This is a genomic window from Pseudomonas sp. TZ252, assembly GCF_056110345.1.
On record NZ_CM148566.1, the window covers coordinates 2,082,216 to 2,100,917 of the forward strand.

Annotated in this window: 18 protein-coding genes; 6 read left to right on the forward strand and 12 right to left on the reverse strand. The window is 64.8% G+C overall.

The window, feature by feature from the left end:
• Window positions 1-15: 15 nt before the first annotated feature.
• On the reverse strand, window positions 16-1,275 hold the full coding sequence (gene rho / locus ACYAF3_RS09565) for a transcription termination factor Rho (protein WP_003096334.1): 1,260 nt from the start codon (window positions 1,273-1,275) through the stop codon (window positions 16-18).
• Between the two features lie 244 nt (window positions 1,276-1,519).
• Complete coding sequence (gene trxA, locus ACYAF3_RS09570; protein ID WP_003096336.1) at window positions 1,520-1,846, reverse strand: thioredoxin TrxA; 327 nt, start codon at window positions 1,844-1,846, stop codon at window positions 1,520-1,522.
• A 198-nt stretch (window positions 1,847-2,044) separates the two neighbouring features.
• On the opposite strand from trxA, the gene ppx reads away from it, so the two are divergent.
• Window positions 2,045-3,550 carry an exopolyphosphatase gene (gene ppx, locus ACYAF3_RS09575; protein WP_003114040.1) on the forward strand — a complete coding sequence of 502 codons (1,506 nt, stop codon included), beginning with the start codon at window positions 2,045-2,047 and terminating at the stop codon, window positions 3,548-3,550.
• On the opposite strand, the gene ppk1 is transcribed toward ppx, so the two are convergent.
• Window positions 3,537-5,747, reverse strand: a complete 2,211-nt coding sequence (gene ppk1 / locus ACYAF3_RS09580) for a polyphosphate kinase 1 (protein WP_003099209.1) — start codon at window positions 5,745-5,747, stop codon at window positions 3,537-3,539. The two genes, ppx and ppk1, sit on opposite strands and share 14 nt — an antisense overlap.
• 17 nt (window positions 5,748-5,764) lie before the next feature.
• The gene (gene hemB / locus ACYAF3_RS09585) at window positions 5,765-6,778 is read right to left on the reverse strand and encodes a porphobilinogen synthase (protein ID WP_003096352.1); all 1,014 of its coding nucleotides are present in this window, start codon (window positions 6,776-6,778) and stop codon (window positions 5,765-5,767) included.
• A gap of 244 nt (window positions 6,779-7,022) precedes the next feature.
• Here hemB and ACYAF3_RS09590 point away from each other — a divergent pair, with 244 nt between their 5' ends.
• The 3 genes from ACYAF3_RS09590 (at window position 7,023) to ACYAF3_RS09600 (ending at window position 9,014) form a co-directional block, all read left to right on the forward strand.
• Window positions 7,023-7,613 carry a DedA family protein gene (locus tag ACYAF3_RS09590; protein WP_003096354.1) on the forward strand — a complete coding sequence of 197 codons (591 nt, stop codon included), beginning with the start codon at window positions 7,023-7,025 and terminating at the stop codon, window positions 7,611-7,613.
• Window positions 7,614-7,776: 163 nt separating this feature from the next.
• Window positions 7,777-8,445 carry an isoprenoid biosynthesis glyoxalase ElbB gene (gene elbB, locus ACYAF3_RS09595; protein WP_003099212.1) on the forward strand — a complete coding sequence of 223 codons (669 nt, stop codon included), beginning with the start codon at window positions 7,777-7,779 and terminating at the stop codon, window positions 8,443-8,445.
• 95 nt (window positions 8,446-8,540) lie between these two features.
• A complete protein-coding gene (locus ACYAF3_RS09600) occupies window positions 8,541-9,014 on the forward strand; it encodes a thioesterase family protein (protein ID WP_003118044.1) in 474 nt (157 codons plus the stop codon).
• On the opposite strand, the gene ACYAF3_RS09605 is transcribed toward ACYAF3_RS09600, so the two are convergent.
• The 6 genes from ACYAF3_RS09605 to ACYAF3_RS09630 all read right to left on the reverse strand — a co-directional run bounded on the left by ACYAF3_RS09605 (window position 8,999) and on the right by ACYAF3_RS09630 (window position 15,672).
• Window positions 8,999-9,481 carry a YaiI/YqxD family protein gene (locus ACYAF3_RS09605; RefSeq protein WP_031640893.1) on the reverse strand — a complete coding sequence of 161 codons (483 nt, stop codon included), beginning with the start codon at window positions 9,479-9,481 and terminating at the stop codon, window positions 8,999-9,001. The two genes, ACYAF3_RS09600 and ACYAF3_RS09605, sit on opposite strands and share 16 nt — an antisense overlap.
• A gap of 66 nt (window positions 9,482-9,547) precedes the next feature.
• Window positions 9,548-11,449 carry a cytochrome c/FTR1 family iron permease gene (locus tag ACYAF3_RS09610; RefSeq protein WP_031640262.1) on the reverse strand — a complete coding sequence of 634 codons (1,902 nt, stop codon included), beginning with the start codon at window positions 11,447-11,449 and terminating at the stop codon, window positions 9,548-9,550.
• 104 nt (window positions 11,450-11,553) lie between these two features.
• The gene (locus ACYAF3_RS09615; protein ID WP_003096365.1) at window positions 11,554-12,183 is read right to left on the reverse strand and encodes a LysE family transporter; all 630 of its coding nucleotides are present in this window, start codon (window positions 12,181-12,183) and stop codon (window positions 11,554-11,556) included.
• 229 nt (window positions 12,184-12,412) lie between these two features.
• Window positions 12,413-13,171 carry a TerC family protein gene (locus tag ACYAF3_RS09620; protein WP_003099222.1) on the reverse strand — a complete coding sequence of 253 codons (759 nt, stop codon included), beginning with the start codon at window positions 13,169-13,171 and terminating at the stop codon, window positions 12,413-12,415.
• Between the two features lie 6 nt (window positions 13,172-13,177).
• Window positions 13,178-13,756, reverse strand: coding sequence for a mechanosensitive ion channel family protein (locus ACYAF3_RS09625; protein WP_003111256.1), 579 nt, complete (start codon window positions 13,754-13,756; stop codon window positions 13,178-13,180).
• Window positions 13,756-15,672, reverse strand: a complete 1,917-nt coding sequence (locus ACYAF3_RS09630) for an ATP-binding cassette domain-containing protein (protein WP_031640894.1) — start codon at window positions 15,670-15,672, stop codon at window positions 13,756-13,758. Before ACYAF3_RS09630 ends, ACYAF3_RS09625 begins: the two co-directional genes overlap by 1 nt.
• A gap of 72 nt (window positions 15,673-15,744) precedes the next feature.
• Here ACYAF3_RS09630 and ACYAF3_RS09635 point away from each other — a divergent pair, with 72 nt between their 5' ends.
• Window positions 15,745-16,197: a TIGR02444 family protein gene (locus tag ACYAF3_RS09635; protein ID WP_003114036.1), complete on the forward strand. Its 453-nt coding sequence runs from the start codon at window positions 15,745-15,747 to the stop codon at window positions 16,195-16,197.
• Here the strand turns inward: ACYAF3_RS09635 and ACYAF3_RS09640 are convergent.
• Window positions 16,194-17,267 (reverse strand): AlgP family protein, encoded by a 1,074-nt coding sequence (locus ACYAF3_RS09640; RefSeq protein ID WP_034022345.1) that lies wholly within the window; start codon window positions 17,265-17,267, stop codon window positions 16,194-16,196. The two genes, ACYAF3_RS09635 and ACYAF3_RS09640, sit on opposite strands and share 4 nt — an antisense overlap.
• Window positions 17,268-17,392: 125 nt before the next feature.
• On the opposite strand from ACYAF3_RS09640, the gene ACYAF3_RS09645 reads away from it, so the two are divergent.
• The gene (locus ACYAF3_RS09645) at window positions 17,393-18,022 is read left to right on the forward strand and encodes an FKBP-type peptidyl-prolyl cis-trans isomerase (protein WP_004347374.1); all 630 of its coding nucleotides are present in this window, start codon (window positions 17,393-17,395) and stop codon (window positions 18,020-18,022) included.
• A 61-nt stretch (window positions 18,023-18,083) separates the two neighbouring features.
• On the opposite strand, the gene rsd is transcribed toward ACYAF3_RS09645, so the two are convergent.
• Window positions 18,084-18,566 carry a sigma D regulator gene (gene rsd / locus ACYAF3_RS09650; RefSeq protein ID WP_003120370.1) on the reverse strand — a complete coding sequence of 161 codons (483 nt, stop codon included), beginning with the start codon at window positions 18,564-18,566 and terminating at the stop codon, window positions 18,084-18,086.
• Between the last annotated feature and the right edge of the window lie 136 nt (window positions 18,567-18,702).

The window sequence follows — 18,702 nt, forward strand, 5'->3', positions numbered from 1 at the left end:
CAATTCCCTGGAAGACTACTTCCGTTTCATCGAATCGAAGAACTCATCGTTGGTCTTGGTCTGCTTGAGCTTGTCGATGAGGAATTCGATCGCGGAGATCTCGTCCATCGGGTGCAGGATCTTGCGCAGGATCCACATGCGCTGGAGCTCGTCCTCGCTGGTCAGCAGCTCTTCGCGGCGGGTACCCGAACGGTTGATGTTGATGGCCGGGAACACGCGCTTCTCGGCGATCTTGCGATCCAATGGGAGTTCCATGTTGCCGGTACCCTTGAATTCCTCGTAGATCACCTCGTCCATCTTCGAGCCGGTTTCCACCAACGCCGTGGCGAGAATCGTAAGAGAACCGCCCTCTTCGATGTTCCGCGCGGCGCCGAAGAAGCGCTTCGGCTTCTCCAGGGCATGGGCGTCGACACCGCCGGTGAGCACCTTGCCGGAGCTGGGGATCACGGTGTTGTAGGCCCGCGCCAGACGGGTGATGGAGTCGAGCAGGATGACCACGTCCTTCTTGTGCTCGACCAGGCGCTTGGCCTTCTCGATCACCATCTCGGCGACCTGTACGTGACGGGTCGGCGGTTCGTCAAAGGTCGAGGCGACCACTTCGCCGCGCACGGTGCGCTGCATTTCGGTCACTTCCTCAGGGCGCTCGTCGATCAGCAGGACGATCAGGTGGCATTCGGGGTTGTTGCGGGTGATGTTGCTGGCGATGTTCTGCAGCATGATGGTCTTGCCCGCCTTCGGCGGCGCCACGATCAGGCCGCGCTGGCCCTTGCCGATCGGCGCGCAGAGATCGATGACGCGGCCGGTCAGGTCTTCGGTGGAGCCGTTGCCGGCTTCCATCTTCATCCGCTCGTTGGGGAACAGCGGCGTCAGGTTCTCGAAGAGAATCTTGTTCTTCGCATTCTCCGGACGATCGAAGTTGATCGAGTCGACCTTGAGCAGGGCGAAGTAACGCTCGCCCTCTTTCGGCGGCCGGATCTTGCCGATGATGGTGTCGCCCGTGCGCAGGTTGAAGCGCCGGATCTGGCTCGGCGAGACATAGATGTCGTCGGGGCCGGCCAGGTAGGAAGAGTCGGCGGAGCGCAGGAAGCCGAAGCCGTCCTGAAGAATCTCCAGCACGCCATCGCCGGAGATCTCTTCACCACTTTTCGCGTGCTTCTTCAGCAGGGCGAAGATGATGTCCTGCTTGCGCGAACGGGCCATGTTTTCCAGGCCCATGGCATCGGACATTTCCAGCAGTTCGGCAATCGGCTTTTGCTTGAGTTCGGTCAGATTCATAGGAAAGAGATAGGTACGCAGAAAGAGGAATTGGAGAAAGCGTCGAGCTTGGGAAAGCCGTGTCGCAAGGGGGCGACAGGAGCGCTAGAAAGTTCGAGTAGGAAGTGCGTCCGGGACGGCATGCAGAAGGCGACGGAAAAAACGTCGCGAACCCGAATTTAACACCGTGGCCGCGTGGCGTCTATAGAAACGCAAAAAAAAGCCCCGCGAATCGCGGGGCTTTCCAGCGAGGCCTGGGCCCGGCTCAGATATTGGCGTCGAGGAAGGCCGCCAGCTGCGACTTGGACAGTGCGCCGACCTTGGTCGCCTCGACATTGCCGTCCTTGAACAGCATCAGGGTAGGGATGCCACGCACGCCGTATTTCGGCGGGGTATCCTGGTTCTCGTCGATGTTCAGCTTGCAGACCTTCAGCTTGCCCTGATAGTCCCTGGCGACTTCGTCCAGCACCGGCGCGATCATCTTGCACGGACCGCACCACTCGGCCCAGTAGTCCACCAGCACAGGGCCGTCGGCCTTCAGCACGTCCTGCTCGAAGCTGGCATCAGTAACGTTGACGATATGTTCGCTCATGAAATCTCTCCGTAGTCGGACGCGAATTGAAACGCGAAAGTGCCGACCATCATATCCCGCCTTGACCCTCGCCGGAAGGCGCAGCCGATTGAGAGTCTCTATCGTTGGTCGGCTGATTCCCGATTGATCGGCTGCCGCATTGGCGACCCTCGCCCTATCGTGGCAGGATGGCGCAGTTTTCCAATGGACTTGCAAAGCATGCCGCAAAAACCTGCCGAGGCATTCCCGCTGATTGCCGCCCTGGACCTGGGTTCCAACAGTTTCCACCTCTGTCTGGCCAAGGCCAATATCCACGGCGAAGTCCGCATCCTCGAACGGCTGGGCGAGAAGGTCCAACTGGCCGCCGGCCTCGACGAGGAGCGCAATCTCAGCGAAGAGGCCACCCAGCGCGGCCTCGACTGCCTGCGCCGCTTCGCCCAGTTCATCAGCGGCATGCCCCAGGGTTCCGTACGCGTGGTCGCGACCAACGCCTTGCGCGAGGCGCGCAACCGCAGCGATTTCATCCGTCGTGCGGAAGAGGTTCTCGGCCATCCCGTGGAAGTCATCTCCGGCCGCGAGGAAGCCCGCCTGATCTACCTCGGCGTCGCCAACAGCATGCCCGACAGCGGCGGTCGCCGGCTGGTCAGCGACATCGGCGGCGGCAGCACCGAGTTCATCATCGGCCAGGGTTTCGAGTCCGAGCTGCGGGAAAGCCTGCAGATGGGTTGCGTCAGCTACACCCAACGCTACTTCCGCGACGGCAAGATCACCCCGGCCCGCTACGCCCAGGCGTACACTGCTGCACGCCTGGAACTGATGGGCATCGAGAACAGCCTGCGGCGCCTCGGCTGGCAACAGGCGGTCGGCGCCTCCGGCACCATCCGCGCAGTGGCGCTGGCGATCAAGGCCGGCGGCCACGGCAACGGCGAGATCAGCCCGGACGGACTGGCCTGGCTGAAGCGCAAGGTGCTCAAGCTCGGCGACGTGGAGAAGCTCGATCTGGAAGGGATCAAGCCGGACCGCCGGACCATCTTCCCGGCCGGACTGGCCATTCTCGAAGCGATCTTCGACGCGCTGGAACTGGAACAGATGGTTCACTCCGAGGGCGCCCTGCGCGAAGGCGTTCTCTACGACCTGGTCGGCCGTCACCAGCACGAGGACGTGCGCGAACGCACCATCAGCTCGCTGATGCAGCGCTACCACGTCGATCCGGAGCAGGCTTCGCGGGTGGAGGCCAAGGCCCTCAAGGTGCTTGCCGAAGTCGGCGACGCCTGGGAGCTGAACGGCGAACTGCACCGCGACCTGCTGAGCTGGGGCGCACGGGTCCACGAGATCGGCCTGGACATCGCCCATTACCACTACCACAAGCACGGCGCCTACCTGATCGAGCACTCCGACCTGGCTGGCTTCTCGCGCCAGGACCAGCAGATGCTGTCGCTACTGGTACGCGGCCACCGCCGCAACATTCCGGCGGACAAGCTGGCGGAGTTCGCCGAGGAAGGCGACAAGCTGGTACGCCTGTGCATCGTGCTGCGCTTCGCGATCCTCTTCCACCACATTCGCGGCACCCAGGAAATGCCCTCGGTGCGTCTGAAGGCAGAGCCCAAGAGCCTTTCGGTGACCTTCCCCGAGGGCTGGCTGGAAGCCAACCCGCTGACCCAGGCCGACTTCGCCCAGGAAGCCGAATGGCTCAAGCGGGTCGGCTACAGCCTCAACGTGCGGTAAGCACCGGCGCGGCCAGCTTCTCCAGCAGGGTCGCCTGGGTATTGCGGGGGTTCTGGTTACCGGTGGGACTGAGCCGCTGGTAGCTACCGTCGGCCTGCAACACCCAGGCCTGGGTGTTGTCGGTCAGGTACGTTTCCAGTTCCTTCTTAACCCGCTGCACCAGCTTCTTGCCTTCCACCGGGAAGCAGGTCTCGACGCGCATGTCGAGGTTGCGCTCCATCCAGTCGGCGCTGGAGAGATAGAGCTTCTCGTCGCCGCCGTTGAGGAAGTAGTAGATGCGGCTGTGCTCGAGGAAGCGCCCGATAATCGAGCGCACGTGGATATTGTGCGAGACCCCCGGGATGCCCGGCCGCAGGCAGCACATGCCACGCACCACTAGGTCGATCCTGACCCCGGCCTGGCTGGCCTTGTACAGGGCGCGGATGACCTTCGGATCGGTCAGCGAGTTGACCTTGGCCATGATGTGCGCAGGCTGGCCGAGCGCCGCCTGGGCCGCCTCGCGGTTGATCATTTCCAGCAGGTTCTTCTTCAGGGTGAACGGCGCATGCAACAGCTTCTTCATGCGCAGCGTCTTGCCCATCCCGATCAGTTGGTTGAACAGCTTGTGCAGGTCCTCGCAGAGCGCCACGTCGGCGGTCAGCAGGCTGTAGTCGGTGTACAGGCGAGCGTTGCCGGCATGGTAGTTGCCGGTGCCCAGGTGCGCGTAGCGGCGCAGTTCGCCGTCCTCGCGACGGAGGATCAGCATCATCTTGGCGTGGGTCTTGAAGCCGACCACGCCGTAGATCACCACCGCGCCGGCCTGTTGCAGGCGGCTGGCCAGTTGCAGGTTGGACTCTTCGTCGAAGCGGGCGCGCAGCTCGATCACCGCGGTGACCTCCTTGCCGTTGCGTGCCGCCTCGACCAGGGCGTCGACGATCTCAGAGTTGGCACCGCTGCGGTACAGGGTCTGCTTGATCGCCAGCACGTTCGGATCCTTGGCGGCCTGGCGCAGCAGGTCGATCACCGGGGTGAAGGATTCGAACGGGTGCATCAGCAACACGTCGAGCTTGCTGAGGACGTTGAAGAGGTTTTCCTTCTTCTGCAAAAGACGCGGGATCGCCGGGGTGAAGGGCGGGTACTGCAGCTCCGGATGGCTTTCCAGGCCGGTGACGCTGAACAGGCGGGTCAGGTTGACCGGGCCGCTGACCTTGTACAACTCGCTTTCGGACAGGCCGAACTGCTTGAGCAGGTAGTTGGTCAGGTTCTGCGGGCAGGTATCCACCACCTCCAGGCGTACCGCATCCCCGTAGCGACGCGAGAACAGCTCGCCGCGCAGCGCGCGGGCCAGGTCCTCGACATCCTCGGTGTCCACCGACAGGTCGGCGTTGCGGGTCAGGCGGAACTGGTAGCAGCCCTTCACCTTCATGCCGGGGAACAGGTCGTCGGCGTGGGCGTGGATCATCGACGACAGGAACACGTAGTTGTCACCCTCGCCGCCAACGTCTTCCGGCAGCCTGATGATCCGTGGCAGCAGGCGCGGCGCCGGGATGATCGCCAGGCCGGAGTCGCGGCCGAAGGCATCCATCCCCTCCAGCTCGACGATGAAGTTGAGGCTCTTGTTCACCAGCAGCGGGAACGGATGGGTCGGGTCGAGGCCGATCGGGGTGATGATCGGCGCGATCTCGTCGCGGAAGAAGCGCCGCACCCAGGTCTTGATCTTCAGCGTCCAGTGACGCCGGCGGATGAAGCGGATCTGGTGCTTGGCCAGCTCCGGCAACAGGGTCTCGTTGAGGATCCGGTACTGCCGCGACACCTGCTCGTGGACCAGCTCGCTGATCCGCGCCAGGGCCTGGTGCGGCAGCAGGCCGTCGGCGCCGGCCTGCTCGCGGGCGAAGGTGATCTGCTTCTTCAGGCCGGCGATGCGGATCTCGAAGAATTCGTCGAGGTTGCTCGAGAAGATGAGGAGGAACTTCAGCCGCTCCAGGAGCGGGTAGGACTCGTCCAGCGCCTGCTCCAGCACGCGGATGTTGAACTGCAACTGGGAGAGCTCGCGATGAATGTACAGGCTGCTGTCATCCACGCTGGGAACCACCGCAGGTGGCGTTTCCACCGGGATCGTTTCGGCCATCTTCACTTCTGCTTCGCTTTCCACGTTCGCCACTACGGTTTCGTCGGCGGCGATACGTTCGATCTCATCAAGTCCTTGCTGCGTATTCATTCATCTTCCCGAGGGGGTCAACGCCCCCGTCTTAATTGTTCTGCGGCCTGCTTGGCGAAGTAGGTCAGAATGCCATCGGCGCCGGCACGTTTGAAGGCGGTAAGGGACTCGAGGATCACCGATTCGGCCAGCCAGCCGTTCTGGATGGCGCCCATGTGCATCGCATACTCGCCGCTGACCTGGTAGACAAAGGTCGGGGCGCGGAATTCATCCTTCACCCGACGCACGATGTCGAGGTAGGGCATGCCCGGCTTGACCATCACCATGTCGGCGCCTTCGGCCAGGTCGGCGGCCACTTCGTGAAGTGCCTCGTCGCTGTTCGCCGGATCCATCTGGTAGGTGGCCTTGTTGCCCTTGCCGAGGTTCGAAGCCGAGCCGACCGCATCGCGGAACGGACCGTAGTAGGCGCTGGCGTACTTGGCCGAGTAGGCCATGATCCGCACATTGGTGTGGCCGGCAGACTCCAGGGCCTCGCGGATCGCACCGATGCGACCGTCCATCATGTCCGAGGGCGCTACCACCTGGGCGCCGGCCTCGGCGTGGGACAGCGCCTGCCGTACCAGCACGTCGATGCTGACGTCGTTGAGGACGTAGCCATCGTCATCCAGGATGCCGTCCTGGCCATGGGTGGTGAACGGGTCGAGCGCCACGTCGGTGATGATGCCCAGCTCCGGAAAGCGCTCGCGCAGGGCGCGGGTGGCGCGCTGGGCGATGCCTTCCGGGTTGTATGCCTCGGCGGCGTCCAGGGACTTCTTCTCCACCGGGGTCACCGGGAACAGCGCCAGCGCCGGAATGCCCAGGGCCACCCACTCTTCCGCCTCGATCAGCAACTGGTCGATGGACAGGCGCTCGACGCCGGGCATCGACGGAATGCTTTCACGCTGGTTGACCCCATCGAGGACGAACACCGGCAGGATCAGGTCGTCGACGGTGAGGACATTCTCGCGGACCAGGCGGCGGGAGAAGTCATCGCGGCGATTGCGCCGCAGGCGGGTGTAGGGATAGGCGCGGTTGGCGGGAGTGAAGCTCACGGTTTTACTCCAGGGCCCAGATAACGGGCACAGTGTGACAGTTATAGTCCCTGATTATGACGGATTGGCAACAAGCGACGACAGTGACTCAAGGTCGCGGCATCCTGCCGCACCGCCAATCATCGCAAAAAGCCAGCGGCAAAGGCCATTCATTGCACAATCAATGACCTGAGCCGTGACGATCGCGCTTTCCCCACGCCCTCAACCGAGTTAGGCTGCGCGTTCATTTCGCTTCGCTGCCCCGATGATGCTCCAACAATTCCTGCAGGACTTCGGCTATTTCGCCCTTTTTCTCGGTACTTTCTTCGAGGGCGAAACCATTCTCGTGCTGGCCGGGTTCCTTGCCTTCCGCGGCTACATGCAGCTGGATACCGTGATTCTCACCGCCTTCCTCGGCAGCTACGCCGGTGACCAACTCTGGTACTTCCTCGGACGCCGCCACGGCCGCCGGTTGCTGGCGCGCAAGCCGCGCTGGCAGAAGCTCGGCGACAAGGCGCTGGACCATGTGCGCCGCCATCCTGACCTGTGGGTGCTGAGTTTCCGCTTCGTCTACGGCCTGCGTACGGTGATGCCGGTGGCCATCGGCCTGTCCGGCTATCCACCGGCCCGCTATCTTCTTCTCAATGGCATCGGCGCCATCGTCTGGGCCGCTGCGCTGGGCTCCGCCGCCTACTATTTCGGCAGCGTACTGGAAGGCATGCTCGGCAACATCAAGAAATACGAACTCATGGTCCTCGGCGGCCTGATCGTGCTGGGCCTGCTGCTCTGGCTATGGCGGCGTTTCAAGACACCGCGCGGCAACGGCGCGGGCGGCAACGCCGACAAATCCGAGTGAACCCGCGCCGGCGCGACTGAACAGCCGGCCCCTTCGCACACTCCAACTCCTTGTACCCTCCGCTCCGGCTGGCCGCCGGGGCCGGCGGCTCGCTATGCTTGCGCGATACCGACCCCGGCCAGGCCGTCCGGTCCGGATCCTGCGTTCCCAAGGAGTAAGCCTCATGCACAAGAAAGTTGCCGTCATCCTCTCCGGTTGTGGCGTCTACGATGGCGCGGAAATCCACGAAAGCGTGATCACCCTGCTCCGCCTCAGCCAGCGAGGCGCCGAGGCACAATGCTTCGCGCCGAACATCGCCCAGCACCATGTGGTCAACCACCTGACCGGCGAGGAAATGCCGGAAAGCCGCAATGTCCTGGTCGAGTCCGCGCGTATCGCCCGCGGCGAAGTCAAGGACCTGCGCGAAGCCCGCGCCGAGGACTACGACGCGCTGATCGTGCCCGGTGGCTTCGGCGCTGCGAAGAACCTCAGCGACTTTGCCATCAACGGCGCGCAATGCCAGGTGCAGCCGGACGTGCTGGCGCTGGCCAAGGCTTTCGCCGAAGCCGGCAAGCCAGTCGGGCTGATCTGCATCGCTCCGGCGATGGCGGCGAAGATCTACGGCGCCGGCGTCCAATGCACCATCGGCAACGACGCCGACACCGCCGACGCGCTGAAGCAGATGGGTGCCGAGCACATCGACGCGCCGGTGGACGAGATCGTCGAAGACAGCGCGCGCAAGCTGGTGACCACCCCGGCCTACATGCTCGCCCAGTCGATAGCCGAAGCCGCTTCCGGGATCAACAAGCTGGTCGACCGGGTGCTCGAACTGGTGGACCAGGACAAGGCCTGATCGGCCAAGCACGAGGGCGGTCGCGCCGCCGCCCTTTTCAAATCCGTGCCGCTACGCCAGCGTGCGTCTCGAAACCATCGAATCGAGACGCCGCGATGAGCGAAACGCCCTCCTCCGCCCTGCCTGACGACGTCCACCAACTGGTGGCGGATTTCTTCCAGCGCATCCCCTTCAACCGCATGCTCGGCATCCGCGTGGTGAGCCTCGGCCGCGAGCGGGTAGTCCTCGACCTGCCGATGAAGGACGAACTGATCGGCAACTTCGTTCAGGGCATTCTCCACGGCGGGGTGATCTCCAGCCTGCTCGACGTCACCGGCGGAGCGATGGCCCTGATCGGCGCCCTCGAACGGCATCGCGAACTGCCAGGCCACGAGCGCATGGCGCGGCTGTCGAAGCTCGGCACCATCGACTTGCGCGTCGACTACCTGCGCCCGGGACGCGGCCGGACGTTCACCGCCCATGCGGTGCCGCTTCGCTCGGGCAACAAGGTCGCAGTGGTGCGCTCGGAACTGCATAGCGACGACGGCACGCTGGTCGCCGTCGGTACCGGTACCTATCTGTGCGGCTGACTCGCGCGTAGATCGGCTACCCGCTGCAGGCGGGTAAGCAAGCGGTCCAGGGCGTTGGCGAACGCCTGGCGGTCACGATCACCGTAGGGCGCCTGGCCGCCGCCCATCTGCCCCTGGTCACGCAGGTCGGCCATCAGGTTGCGCATGGCCAGCTTATCGCCCATGTTCCGCGCGTCGAACTCGCGGCCGCGAGGATCGAGGGCGGCAACCTGTTTCTTGATCAGCCGATCGGCCAGCGGTACGTCGCTGCAGATCGCCAGGTCGCCCGGCTCGGCCTGCTCCACCAGGTAATCGTCAGCCGCATCCATCCCGCTTTCCACCACCACCAGACGCACGCAGGCGAACGGCGGCTTGACCTGCGGCTGGCCGGCGACCATCCAGACTTCCAGCTTGCGCTTGAGAGCGAACTTGCAGACCAGTTCCTTGGCCGCCTTGGGGCAGGCGTCGGCATCGATCCAGATACGCATGAACGGACTTCCGTAGAAATGACGACGGCCAGTATCGCACTGGCCGTCGTGGTTGCGCGAACCCGCTCAGTCGGCGGCGTTGGCCGCCGCACGCCGGCGCTCGACGATCCGGCTACGTCCGTAGAGCAGCGCGATGGCCACCATTGCCATGGCCTGGGCCGACAGCGAATAGGCGTCAGCCTTGATCCCCAGCCAGTCGAAGTCGAAGAACGGCACCGGACGGGTGCCGATCACCCCGGCTTCCTGCAAGGCGATGACGCCATGTCCGGCGAACACCACCGAGAGCGCACAGAGCAACGCCGCGTTGATGCTGAAGAACAACCCCAGCGGCAGTTTCGCCGAACCACGCAGGATCACCCAGGCCAGGCCGATCAGCAGGACCACGGCGGTCGCCGCGCCGCCGATCACGGCATTGTGCCCGGCCGGTCCGGCCTGCAACCAGAGGGTTTCGTAGAACAGGATGACCTCGAACAACTCGCGGTAGACCGAGAAGAACGCCAGCACTGCGAAGCCGAAGCGTCCGCCACCGCCCACCAGGCTGCTGCGGATGTAGTCCTGCCAGGCTGCCGCGTGGCGGCGGTCGTGCATCCAGACGCCGAGCCAGAGCACCATCACGCAGGCGAACAGAGAGGTGAAGCCCTCCATCAGCTCGCGCTGGGCACCGCCGATATCGATCACATAGGCGGCCAACGCCCAGGTGGCGAAGCCGGCGACGAAGGCCAGCCCCCAGCCGACGTGCACGCCACGCACGGCACTTTCCTGCCCGGTATTGCGCAGGAAGGCGAGGATGGCGGCAAGCACCAGGATTGCCTCTACCCCTTCGCGCAACAGGATCAACAAGGCGGAAACGAAACTGATGGAGAAACTCAGCGAGTCGCCGCCAAGCTGCTTGGCGGCCTCTGCCAGCTTGCCCTTGGCCAGCTCCAGCTGTTGCGCCACCTGGGTTTCCGGGAGGCCATCGCGCAACGCCTGGCGGTAGGCCATCAGCTGCTTCTCGGTGGAGCGGCGCAAATCGGCGTCGACGTTGTCCAGCGAGCTTTCCACCAGCTCGAAGCCCTCCAGGTAGGCCGCCACCGACAGGTCGTAGGCCTGGTCGCGGTCGCCTTCGCGATAGACCGCGAAGCTCTTGTCCAGGGTGGCGGCGGTATAGTCGATCAACTGCCCAGGACCGCGCTGCTCCAGCGGCGGATGCGCACGCAGGGCGCGGAAGCTCTCCGCAGCGGCCTCGCCGTCGTGCTCGGCGACTTCGGCCGGAGTCTGCGTGGCCAGGGTCGCCAGCGGGTAGGCATGGGCCTTGTCCGGCTGCGCACTGCCGGCGCTCAGGCCGGCCACATAGCTGGCCAGGTCCCAGCGCTGGCGTTCGTCGAGCTGGTCGGCGAACGCCGGCATGTCGGTGCCGGCCACGCCCAGGCCGATGACGTTACGCAGGTCGTAGAGGCTCAGGTGGTCGAGGCGCTGGCGATCGGTGAGGTTCGCCGGCGGCGGTTCCAGGCCGATGCCGGCGGGGCCGTCGCCCTTGCCCGCATCGCCATGGCAGATCGCGCACTGCTGGGCATAGATCGGCGCCGCGCGGCTCGGGTCGGGGGTGATCGCGGGGGTCTGCACCACCTGGTAGATATCCGCCACCCGTGCCTCGAGGTTGCGCGCCTGGAGGGCCACGTCCCTTCCCGGCAAGCGCTGCTCGATGGCCTGGCGCAGGCTGGCGACGCCCCTCTCCAGCTCGGCGCGCTCGGGGCGCATCGGCAGGGTCAGGACCAATGCCTGCAGGTTGCCGACGAACTCCACCTGTTCCTGGTATTCGCTGGGGTCGACGATCTTGCCGTCAGCCACGGTCGGCGGATAGTCGGCCGCCAGGTAACTCAACAGATGCAAGGCTTGGGAGGGGTCGACGGCCGTGTCGGCTAGAGCTCCAAGGCTGAACGCGCAGACCAGCGGCAGCAGCCACAGCAGGATTTTCGGAGGGTGCATGGCGAAGACGAAGTGAGAATGGAAGAGATTAAATTGTCCCTTCGCCTTCCCGCCCATGCAAGAAATACTCTGTAACAATCACGCCCATCAGCGTGTCGGGCGGCTCAGAGCGGCGCTCGGCGTACCGTCGCCAGCAGCCCCGCGGCACCGACGAACAGGCTGGCGAAGGTACGGTTCACCAGCTTCTGCTGGCGCGGCGAACGCAGTACGCGTAGCACGCGCGCAGCCAGCCCGGTGTAGCCGGCCATGACGATCAGGTCGACGACGATCATGGTGCCGCCCATGATCAGGTATTGCGCCAGCAGCGGCTGGTGCGGGTCGATGAACTGCGGCAGCACCGCGAGCATGAAGATCACCGCCTTGGGATTGCTGGCGTTGACCAGGAAACCACGCAGCACCAGGGTCAACGGTCGCCCCAGAGGCCGTTCGCCATCGGTGCTCAAGGCCTGTGGCGGCGCCTGCCACTGGCGCACCGCCAGGTACACCAGGTAGGCCACGCCGAACCACTTGATCAGGCTGAAAGCCAGTGCCGAGGTCGCCAGCAACGCACCGACGCCGGCGGCGACAATGGCGATCTGCAGGGCCAGGCCGATCTGCAGGCCCAGCGCGTTCCAGTAGCCTCGCGCAAAGCCGTACTGCAACCCGCAGGACATCGAGGCGATGGCTCCGGCGCCCGGCGACAGGCTGATGGCCCAGCAGGCGAGGAAGAAGGCGAACCAGGTACTGACGAGCATTGCACACCTCGGAAAGCGAACACGGCTGGCGGCGGGAACGAAAAAGCCAGTGTGCACCAAGGCGGAGCAGCCGCACAGGTTTTCCGACCACGCGCCTCTCCCAACCTTTGCGGGCGCAACCTGGCGGACAGAAAAAACCCGGCAGATGCCGGGCTTTCCCGAGGATACGCGCTCAGCCATGTTGGGCGGACCACCGCGATGCGGCTATTCGCCCTGGCTCCGAACGCTCTCAGTCCGGCGAACCCTTGCGCAGCTTCACCGGCTCCTCGCCGCGCTTGCGCGCCAGGGCCCCGCGCAAGCGGATGTTCAGCGCCTCCACCGCCAGGGAGAAGGCCATGGCGAAGTAGACGTAGCCTTTCGGCACGTGCACTTCGAAGGACTCGGCCACCAGCACAGTGCCGACCACGATGAGGAACGACAGGGCGAGCATTTTCAGCGAGGGGTGTTTCTCGATGAAGTCGCTGATGGTGCCTGCCGCCAGCATCATCACGCCGACCGAGATGACGATCGCCGCGACCATCACCGGCACGTTCTGCACCAGACCGACGGCGGTGATCACCGAGTCCAGGGAGAAGATGATGTCGATGATCGCGATCTGGACGATGATGCCCATGAAGCCATGGACCTTGCCGCCGCTCTTCTGCTCTTCTTCCGCGCCTTCCAGGCTGTGGTAGATCTCCATGGTGCTCTTGAACAGCAGGAACAGGCCGCCGAAGAAGAGGATCAGGTCACGCCCGGAGATGCCCTGGCCGAACAGGTGGAACAGGTCGGTGGTCAGGCGCATGACCCAGGTGATCGAGAGCAACAGCAGGATCCGCGTGCCCATGGCCAGGGCCAGGCCGAAGAAGCGCGCCTTCGGTTGCTGGGCCGGCGGCAGGCGCCCGACCAGGATCGAGATGAAGATGATGTTGTCGATGCCGAGGACGATTTCCAGGGCGGTCAGGGTCAGGAACGCGACCCAGATTTCAGGACTGGCGAGCCATTCCATAGATGGTTATTTCCCGTTTTTTGTTGGAGTTGAAAAACCTGGCCCACGCCAGCGACGCACGGCTTTCTGGAAGAACAGGCTGTTGGGAACCTGCAGCAGCGGGCCCGGCGAGCCATCCTCGAGGGTTTCTTCCAGTGTCGTATACAAGAGATTGATGGCAACCACGCGTCCGGTGACGCCCGGTTTGTCGGCGCTATCGATCAGCTCCACGCGGTCGCCGATGCGGAACGGCCCGACGGTGAAGATCAGCAACGCACAGAACAGGTTGGAGAGCACGCTCCAGATGGCGAAGAAGGCTACCGCCGCCACCGCGGCGAAACCGGTCAGCGCGGTCCACAGCACTTCGGCGGACACGCCCAGGCGCTCCAGCACCATGATCAGTGCGCTGACCATGATCAGCCAGCGCAGGCCCCCACGCAGCGGCAGGAGCAGCTCCGGCGGCACCGGATAACGCTCGCCGATACGGGTCACCGTGCGTCGGACCAGGCGCTGTAGCAGCCAGGCGACCAGCAGGATGAGCAGGATCTGCAGCGCCACCACCAGCGGCCCGCTCCAGGTCTGCGTCAACACCTGCAAGTCTTCCATCACTCACTGGCCTCCAGTTCTTTCTGCAGGGCTTCGAGGGTTTCCAGGGCCTCCAGCCAACGTTCCTCCAGCTCGCCTTCGCGAACCTTCAGGCTCGATTGTTCGGACAGCAACTCGCGCAATTCGTCCTTTCGCGATACGTCGTACAGGGCGCTGTCGCCCAGCCGCGCCTCGATAGCGGCTAGCTTTTCGTGCAGGCCGCCGAGTTCGCGCTCCAGCTTGTCGGCCTCGCGCTTGTGCGGCGCCAGCTGCTGGCGCAGCGCGGCCGCTGCCTGGCGCTGGGCGCGCTTGTCGGTGCGTTCGGTCGGCGCACCCGGCGCGGTCTCGGCCTGCGGCGCCTTGCGCGCGCGATAGTCGACCAGCCAACGGGCGTAATCGTCGAGATCGCCATCGAACGGCACCACGCGCCCATCGGCGACCAGGAGGAATTCATCGGTGGTGCTTTTGAGCAGGTGCCGGTCGTGGGAAACCACCAGGACCGCCCCGGAAAACTCCTGTAGAGCCATGGTCAAGGCCAGGCGCATTTCCAGGTCGAGGTGGTTGGTCGGCTCGTCGAGCAGCAGCAGGTTGGGCTTCTGCCAGGCGATCAGCGCCAGGGCCAGGCGCGCTTTCTCGCCACCGGAGAAGTTCAATACCGGCTCGTCCACCCGAACGCCGCGGAAGTCGAAGCCGCCGAGGAAGTCCTTGAGGGTCTGTTCGCGCTCGCCGGGGGCGATACGCTGCAGATGTAGCAACGGGCTGGCCTGTGGATCCAGCGAATCGAGCTGGTGCTGGGCGAAGTACCCGATGGCCAGGTTCTCGCCGCGCAGCAGGCGGCCGCCCAGCTCGGGCAGGTCCCCGGCCAGGGTCTTGATCAGCGTCGACTTGCCGGCGCCGTTGGGACCGAGCAGGCCGATCCGCGCACCGGGCACCAGTTGCAGCTTGACCTTCTCCAGCACCGCCTTGTCGCCATAGCCGAGACGGCCTTCGCCGAGATCCAGCAACGGCCGGGAGATCTTGTCCGACTCGCGGAAACTGAAATTGAACGGCGAATCGACATGTGCCGGCGCCAGTTCCTCTAGACGCTCCAGCGCCTTGATCCGGCTCTGCGCCTGGCGCGCCTTGGTGGCCTTGGCCTTGAAGCGGGCGATGAAGCTTTCCATGTGCGCACGCTGCGCCTGCTGTTTCTCGTAGGCCTGCTGTTGCTGAGCCAGCCGCTCGGCGCGGGTCCGCTCGAAAGCGGAATAGCCGCCGCGGTAGAGGATCAGCTTGCGGTTTTCCAGATGCACCACGTGGTCCACCACCGCATCGAGGAAGTCGCGGTCGTGGGAGATCAGCACCAGAGTGCCGGGATAACCCTTGAGCCACTCTTCCAGCCAGAGGATGGCGTCCAGGTCGAGGTGGTTGGTCGGTTCGTCGAGCAACAGCAGGTCGGACGGGCACATCAGCGCCTGCGCCAGGTTCAGGCGCATCCTCCAACCACCGGAGAAATCACCGACCCGGCGCTCCATCTGCTCGCTGCTGAAGCCGAGTCCGGCCAGCAGCTTGCGCGCCCGTGCATCGGCGGTGTAACCGTCGGCGTTGTCCAGTTCGGTATGCAGGCGCGCCAGGGCAGAACCGTCGTGCGCCGCTTCGGCGGCGGCCAGTGCCGCCTGGATCTCGCGCAGGCGACTGTCGCCGTCGAGCACGTAATCCACCGCCAGGCGATCCAGGGTATCGACCTCCTGGCGCATGTGCGCGATGCGCCAGTCGGCGGGCAACAGGCAGTCGCCGGCATCCTGGCCGAGCTGGCCGCGCAACAGCGCGAACAAGCTGGACTTGCCAGCGCCATTGGCCCCGATGAGACCGGCTTTCTGGCCGGCGTGCAGGGTCAGTTCAGCAGCTTCCAGGAGGCGCTGCGGCCCGCGCTGTAGCGTAAGATTGAGGAGTCGGATCATGGCGGCGGAGTTTATCAGTTTCGCCCTTGCGGAGCGTGAGGCTGTATGACTGGAAATGTCTGGAAATTCGCGGTGGACGTCTATGCCCGGCCGGGCGTGGAAACGGCTTGCCTCGCGCTTCAGGAGCAAGGTGCGGACGTCTGCCTGTTGCTGGTCGCCGCCTGGCTTGGCAGGCGCGGTGTGAGCTGCTCGAAAGAACGCGCCCAGATCCTGGAGAACGCCGCGCGTCCCTGGCGCGAAACGGTCATCGAACCCCTGCGCAGATTGCGTTGCGCCTGGCGCGAAGCGGCAACCCACGACGCCTGCCTGGCCGAACTCCGCGAGGAAATGAAGGCCCAGGAACTACGAGCGGAACGGGAACACCTGCAACGCCTGGCCGACCTGGCCACAGCCTGGCTGGAGGGCCAGGAAGCGAATCGCAGTGCGGATGCCTGGCTGCAAGCCTGCAGCCGGGACATCTGCACGGAAGCAGAGCGCCGGGCTTTGCTGGTGCTTGGCTCGGCGGCTTTGCAGACAGCGCCTTAGGAGGCGCTGGTCGGGGCGGCGCCGTTGCTGCCCGCGGCAGGCGTTGCCGAAGCAGCGCTGGAGGCGGCTGCCGGGGCGCTGGGAGTCGCCGCAGGCTTCGCAGCAGGAGCGGTGGCGGGCTTGGCTGCGGCAGGTTTCGCGGCTACGGGTTTCGCCGCAGGCTTGGCCGCCGGTTTCGCCGCAGGCTTCGCAGCCGGCTTGGCTGCAGGCTTCGCGGCCGCGGGTTTCGCCACAGGCTTGGCCGCCGGTTTCGCGACAGGCTTCGCCGCCGGCTTGGCGGCGGGCTTCGCGGCTGCGGTTTTCGCCGCGGGCTTGGCCGTCGGTTTCGCGACAGGCTTCGCCGCCGGCTTGGCGGCGGGCTTCGCGGCTGCGGTTTTCGCCGCAGGCTTGGCTGCGGGCTTCGCGGCTGCGGTTTTCGCCGCGGGCTTGGCCGCCGGTTTCGCAGCAGGCTTCGCCACCGGCTTGGCTGCGGGCTTCGCGGCTGCGGTTTTCGCCGCAGGCTTGGCCGCCGGTTTCGCAGCCGGCTTGGCTGCGGGCTTCGCTGCCGCGGTTTTCGCCGCAGGCTTGGCCGCCGGTTTCGCAGCCGGCTTGGCCGCAGGCTTCGCCGCTACGGTTTTCACCGCAGGCTTGGCTGCCGCCTTCGCAGCAGGTTTGGTCGCGGGTTTCGCCTTGCGGCTCTCCAAAGCCTTGCCAGCAGCTTCCTTCACCTTGCCGACACCCTGCGCCAGCTTGAGGCTTTCCTGTACGTCACGCTTGAGGCCGACGATGTAGGTACGGGTGTCCGCCTGCCGGGCCTTCAGGGTATCCAACGCTTCTTCCAGGTCGCTGATGGTCTCGCGCGCCTTGGCCTGTGCCTTGGTCTTGCCGGCCTTGGCAGCATCCTGCAGCTTGGTGCGAGCCTTGTGCAGTTTTTCCTGGGCTTTGCCACGTTGCTTTTCAAGTTTGGCCAGGAGCTTTTCCGAATCGACCAGCGCTTGTTTGCACGCACCTTCCAGGTGCTCGACAAGGCTGTGGGAAAGTTGCTGCAACAGGTGCAAGGGGGTGGTGACGGGCTTCTTGTTGGCCGACATGACGTGCCTCCAGGCGGACGTGGTTGCGCCCATACTAGACCCGCAAACCCCCTCTCGCCAACGGGTTCGATGTGCTACAAGCGACGTGCGCCAGGATTGCCCGCCGATTCGTCTGGAGAAACCGCATGCCGCGCCGCCTTTTCATCGGTCTTTTTCTACTGCCGCTGCCGCTTTTCGCCGCGCCCCCCAAGGACGAACTGGCCTATGCCGTAGGCGCCCGCCTGGGCACGCGCCTACAGCAGGAAATGCCCGACCTAGAGCTATCCGAACTACTTCTCGGACTGCGCCAGGCCTATCGCGGCGAGGCACTTGAAATCCCCCCCGAACGCATCGAAAAACTTCTGCTGCAACACGAGAACGCCACGACGGAAACACCGCGGACCACACCCGCCGAGGCCCGCTTCCTGGCCAACGAAAAAGCCCGCTTCGGCGTCCGCGAATTGACCGGCGGCGTCCTCGTCAGCGAATTACGTCGTGGCCAAGGTAACGGCATCGGCGCGGCAACCCAGGTACACGTCCGTTACCGCGGCCTGCTTGCCGACGGTCAAGTGTTCGACCAGAGCGAAAGCGCCGAGTGGTTCGCCCTGGACAGTGTGATAGAGGGATGGCGCACAGCGTTGCGAGCGATGCCTGTCGGCGCGCGCTGGCGAGTGGTGATTCCTTCGGCGCAAGCCTATGGCCACGAAGGCGCTGGCGACCTGATCCCGCCCGACGCTCCGCTGGTCTTCGAGATCGACCTGCTGGGCTTCCGCTGAAATGCAAAAACGGCGCTCTCCCGCATGGAGACGCGCCGTTTCGTAACGACTCGCCGGTGAATCAGACCGGTACTGCCGAACCCTCTGCGCCGCTCTGGCTGTGGGCGTTGTGCAGGACTTCGATGAGGCAGTCCTCCAGCTCGAAGCGTTCGTGCAATTGTTGCCGCAGGACCTTCAGCTCCGCGATGAGGCAGGCTCCTTCACGGCAATCGCCGTTGTCGCAGCGGTCGTTGAAGTTCAGCGCGGATTCGGTGATGGCTTCCAGCCGGGGGAAGATCTGCTTGGCCAGCTCCAGGCCGCGCTGATCGCCGAAGGCCTTGCCTTCCGCCGTCAGTTGCTCGTAGACCTCGAAGTGTCCGGCAGATACGTAGTCCAGCAGCAATTGGCAGAAATGCTGGAGTTCTTCGGCGTTGGGCGCCGGTGCCTGAATACCGCTCAGGGCATCGAAGGCCTGCACCAGTTGCTGGCGCTCATGCAGCCAGCGATCGATCAGTTGGTGCACACCCCCCCACCGCTCTTGGGCATTACGGCAGCTTTCGAGCATGTTGTCCTCGCTTCCCTCTTCGGACGTCCCGGAGAATCATCGTCCGCTCCGAGACGCATTGCTGACGCACTCTCTGCGCTCTGTGGGAGAACGCCTGTGCAAGGGGCGGACTCCGGCGCTATGGAAAGCCAGATTA

Excerpts from the sequence above, each read along its gene's own strand:
- rho (WP_003096334.1), bottom strand. The coding sequence starts at position 1,275 with ATGAATCTGACCGAACTCAAGCAAAAGCCGATTGCCGAACTGCTGGAA.
- trxA (WP_003096336.1), bottom strand. The coding sequence starts at position 1,846 with ATGAGCGAACATATCGTCAACGTTACTGATGCCAGCTTCGAGCAGGAC.
- ppx (WP_003114040.1), top strand. The coding sequence starts at position 2,045 with ATGCCGCAAAAACCTGCCGAGGCATTCCCGCTGATTGCCGCCCTGGAC.
- ppk1 (WP_003099209.1), bottom strand. The coding sequence starts at position 5,747 with ATGAATACGCAGCAAGGACTTGATGAGATCGAACGTATCGCCGCCGAC.
- ACYAF3_RS09590 (WP_003096354.1), top strand. The coding sequence starts at position 7,023 with ATGATGCTCCAACAATTCCTGCAGGACTTCGGCTATTTCGCCCTTTTT.
- elbB (WP_003099212.1), top strand. The coding sequence starts at position 7,777 with ATGCACAAGAAAGTTGCCGTCATCCTCTCCGGTTGTGGCGTCTACGAT.
- ACYAF3_RS09600 (WP_003118044.1), top strand. The coding sequence starts at position 8,541 with ATGAGCGAAACGCCCTCCTCCGCCCTGCCTGACGACGTCCACCAACTG.
- ACYAF3_RS09605 (WP_031640893.1), bottom strand. The coding sequence starts at position 9,481 with ATGCGTATCTGGATCGATGCCGACGCCTGCCCCAAGGCGGCCAAGGAA.
- ACYAF3_RS09610 (WP_031640262.1), bottom strand. The coding sequence starts at position 11,449 with ATGCACCCTCCGAAAATCCTGCTGTGGCTGCTGCCGCTGGTCTGCGCG.
- ACYAF3_RS09615 (WP_003096365.1), bottom strand. The coding sequence starts at position 12,183 with ATGCTCGTCAGTACCTGGTTCGCCTTCTTCCTCGCCTGCTGGGCCATC.
- ACYAF3_RS09620 (WP_003099222.1), bottom strand. The coding sequence starts at position 13,171 with ATGGAATGGCTCGCCAGTCCTGAAATCTGGGTCGCGTTCCTGACCCTG.
- ACYAF3_RS09625 (WP_003111256.1), bottom strand. The coding sequence starts at position 13,756 with ATGGAAGACTTGCAGGTGTTGACGCAGACCTGGAGCGGGCCGCTGGTG.
- ACYAF3_RS09630 (WP_031640894.1), bottom strand. The coding sequence starts at position 15,672 with ATGATCCGACTCCTCAATCTTACGCTACAGCGCGGGCCGCAGCGCCTC.
- ACYAF3_RS09640 (WP_034022345.1), bottom strand. The coding sequence starts at position 17,267 with ATGTCGGCCAACAAGAAGCCCGTCACCACCCCCTTGCACCTGTTGCAG.
- ACYAF3_RS09645 (WP_004347374.1), top strand. The coding sequence starts at position 17,393 with ATGCCGCGCCGCCTTTTCATCGGTCTTTTTCTACTGCCGCTGCCGCTT.
- rsd (WP_003120370.1), bottom strand. The coding sequence starts at position 18,566 with ATGCTCGAAAGCTGCCGTAATGCCCAAGAGCGGTGGGGGGGTGTGCAC.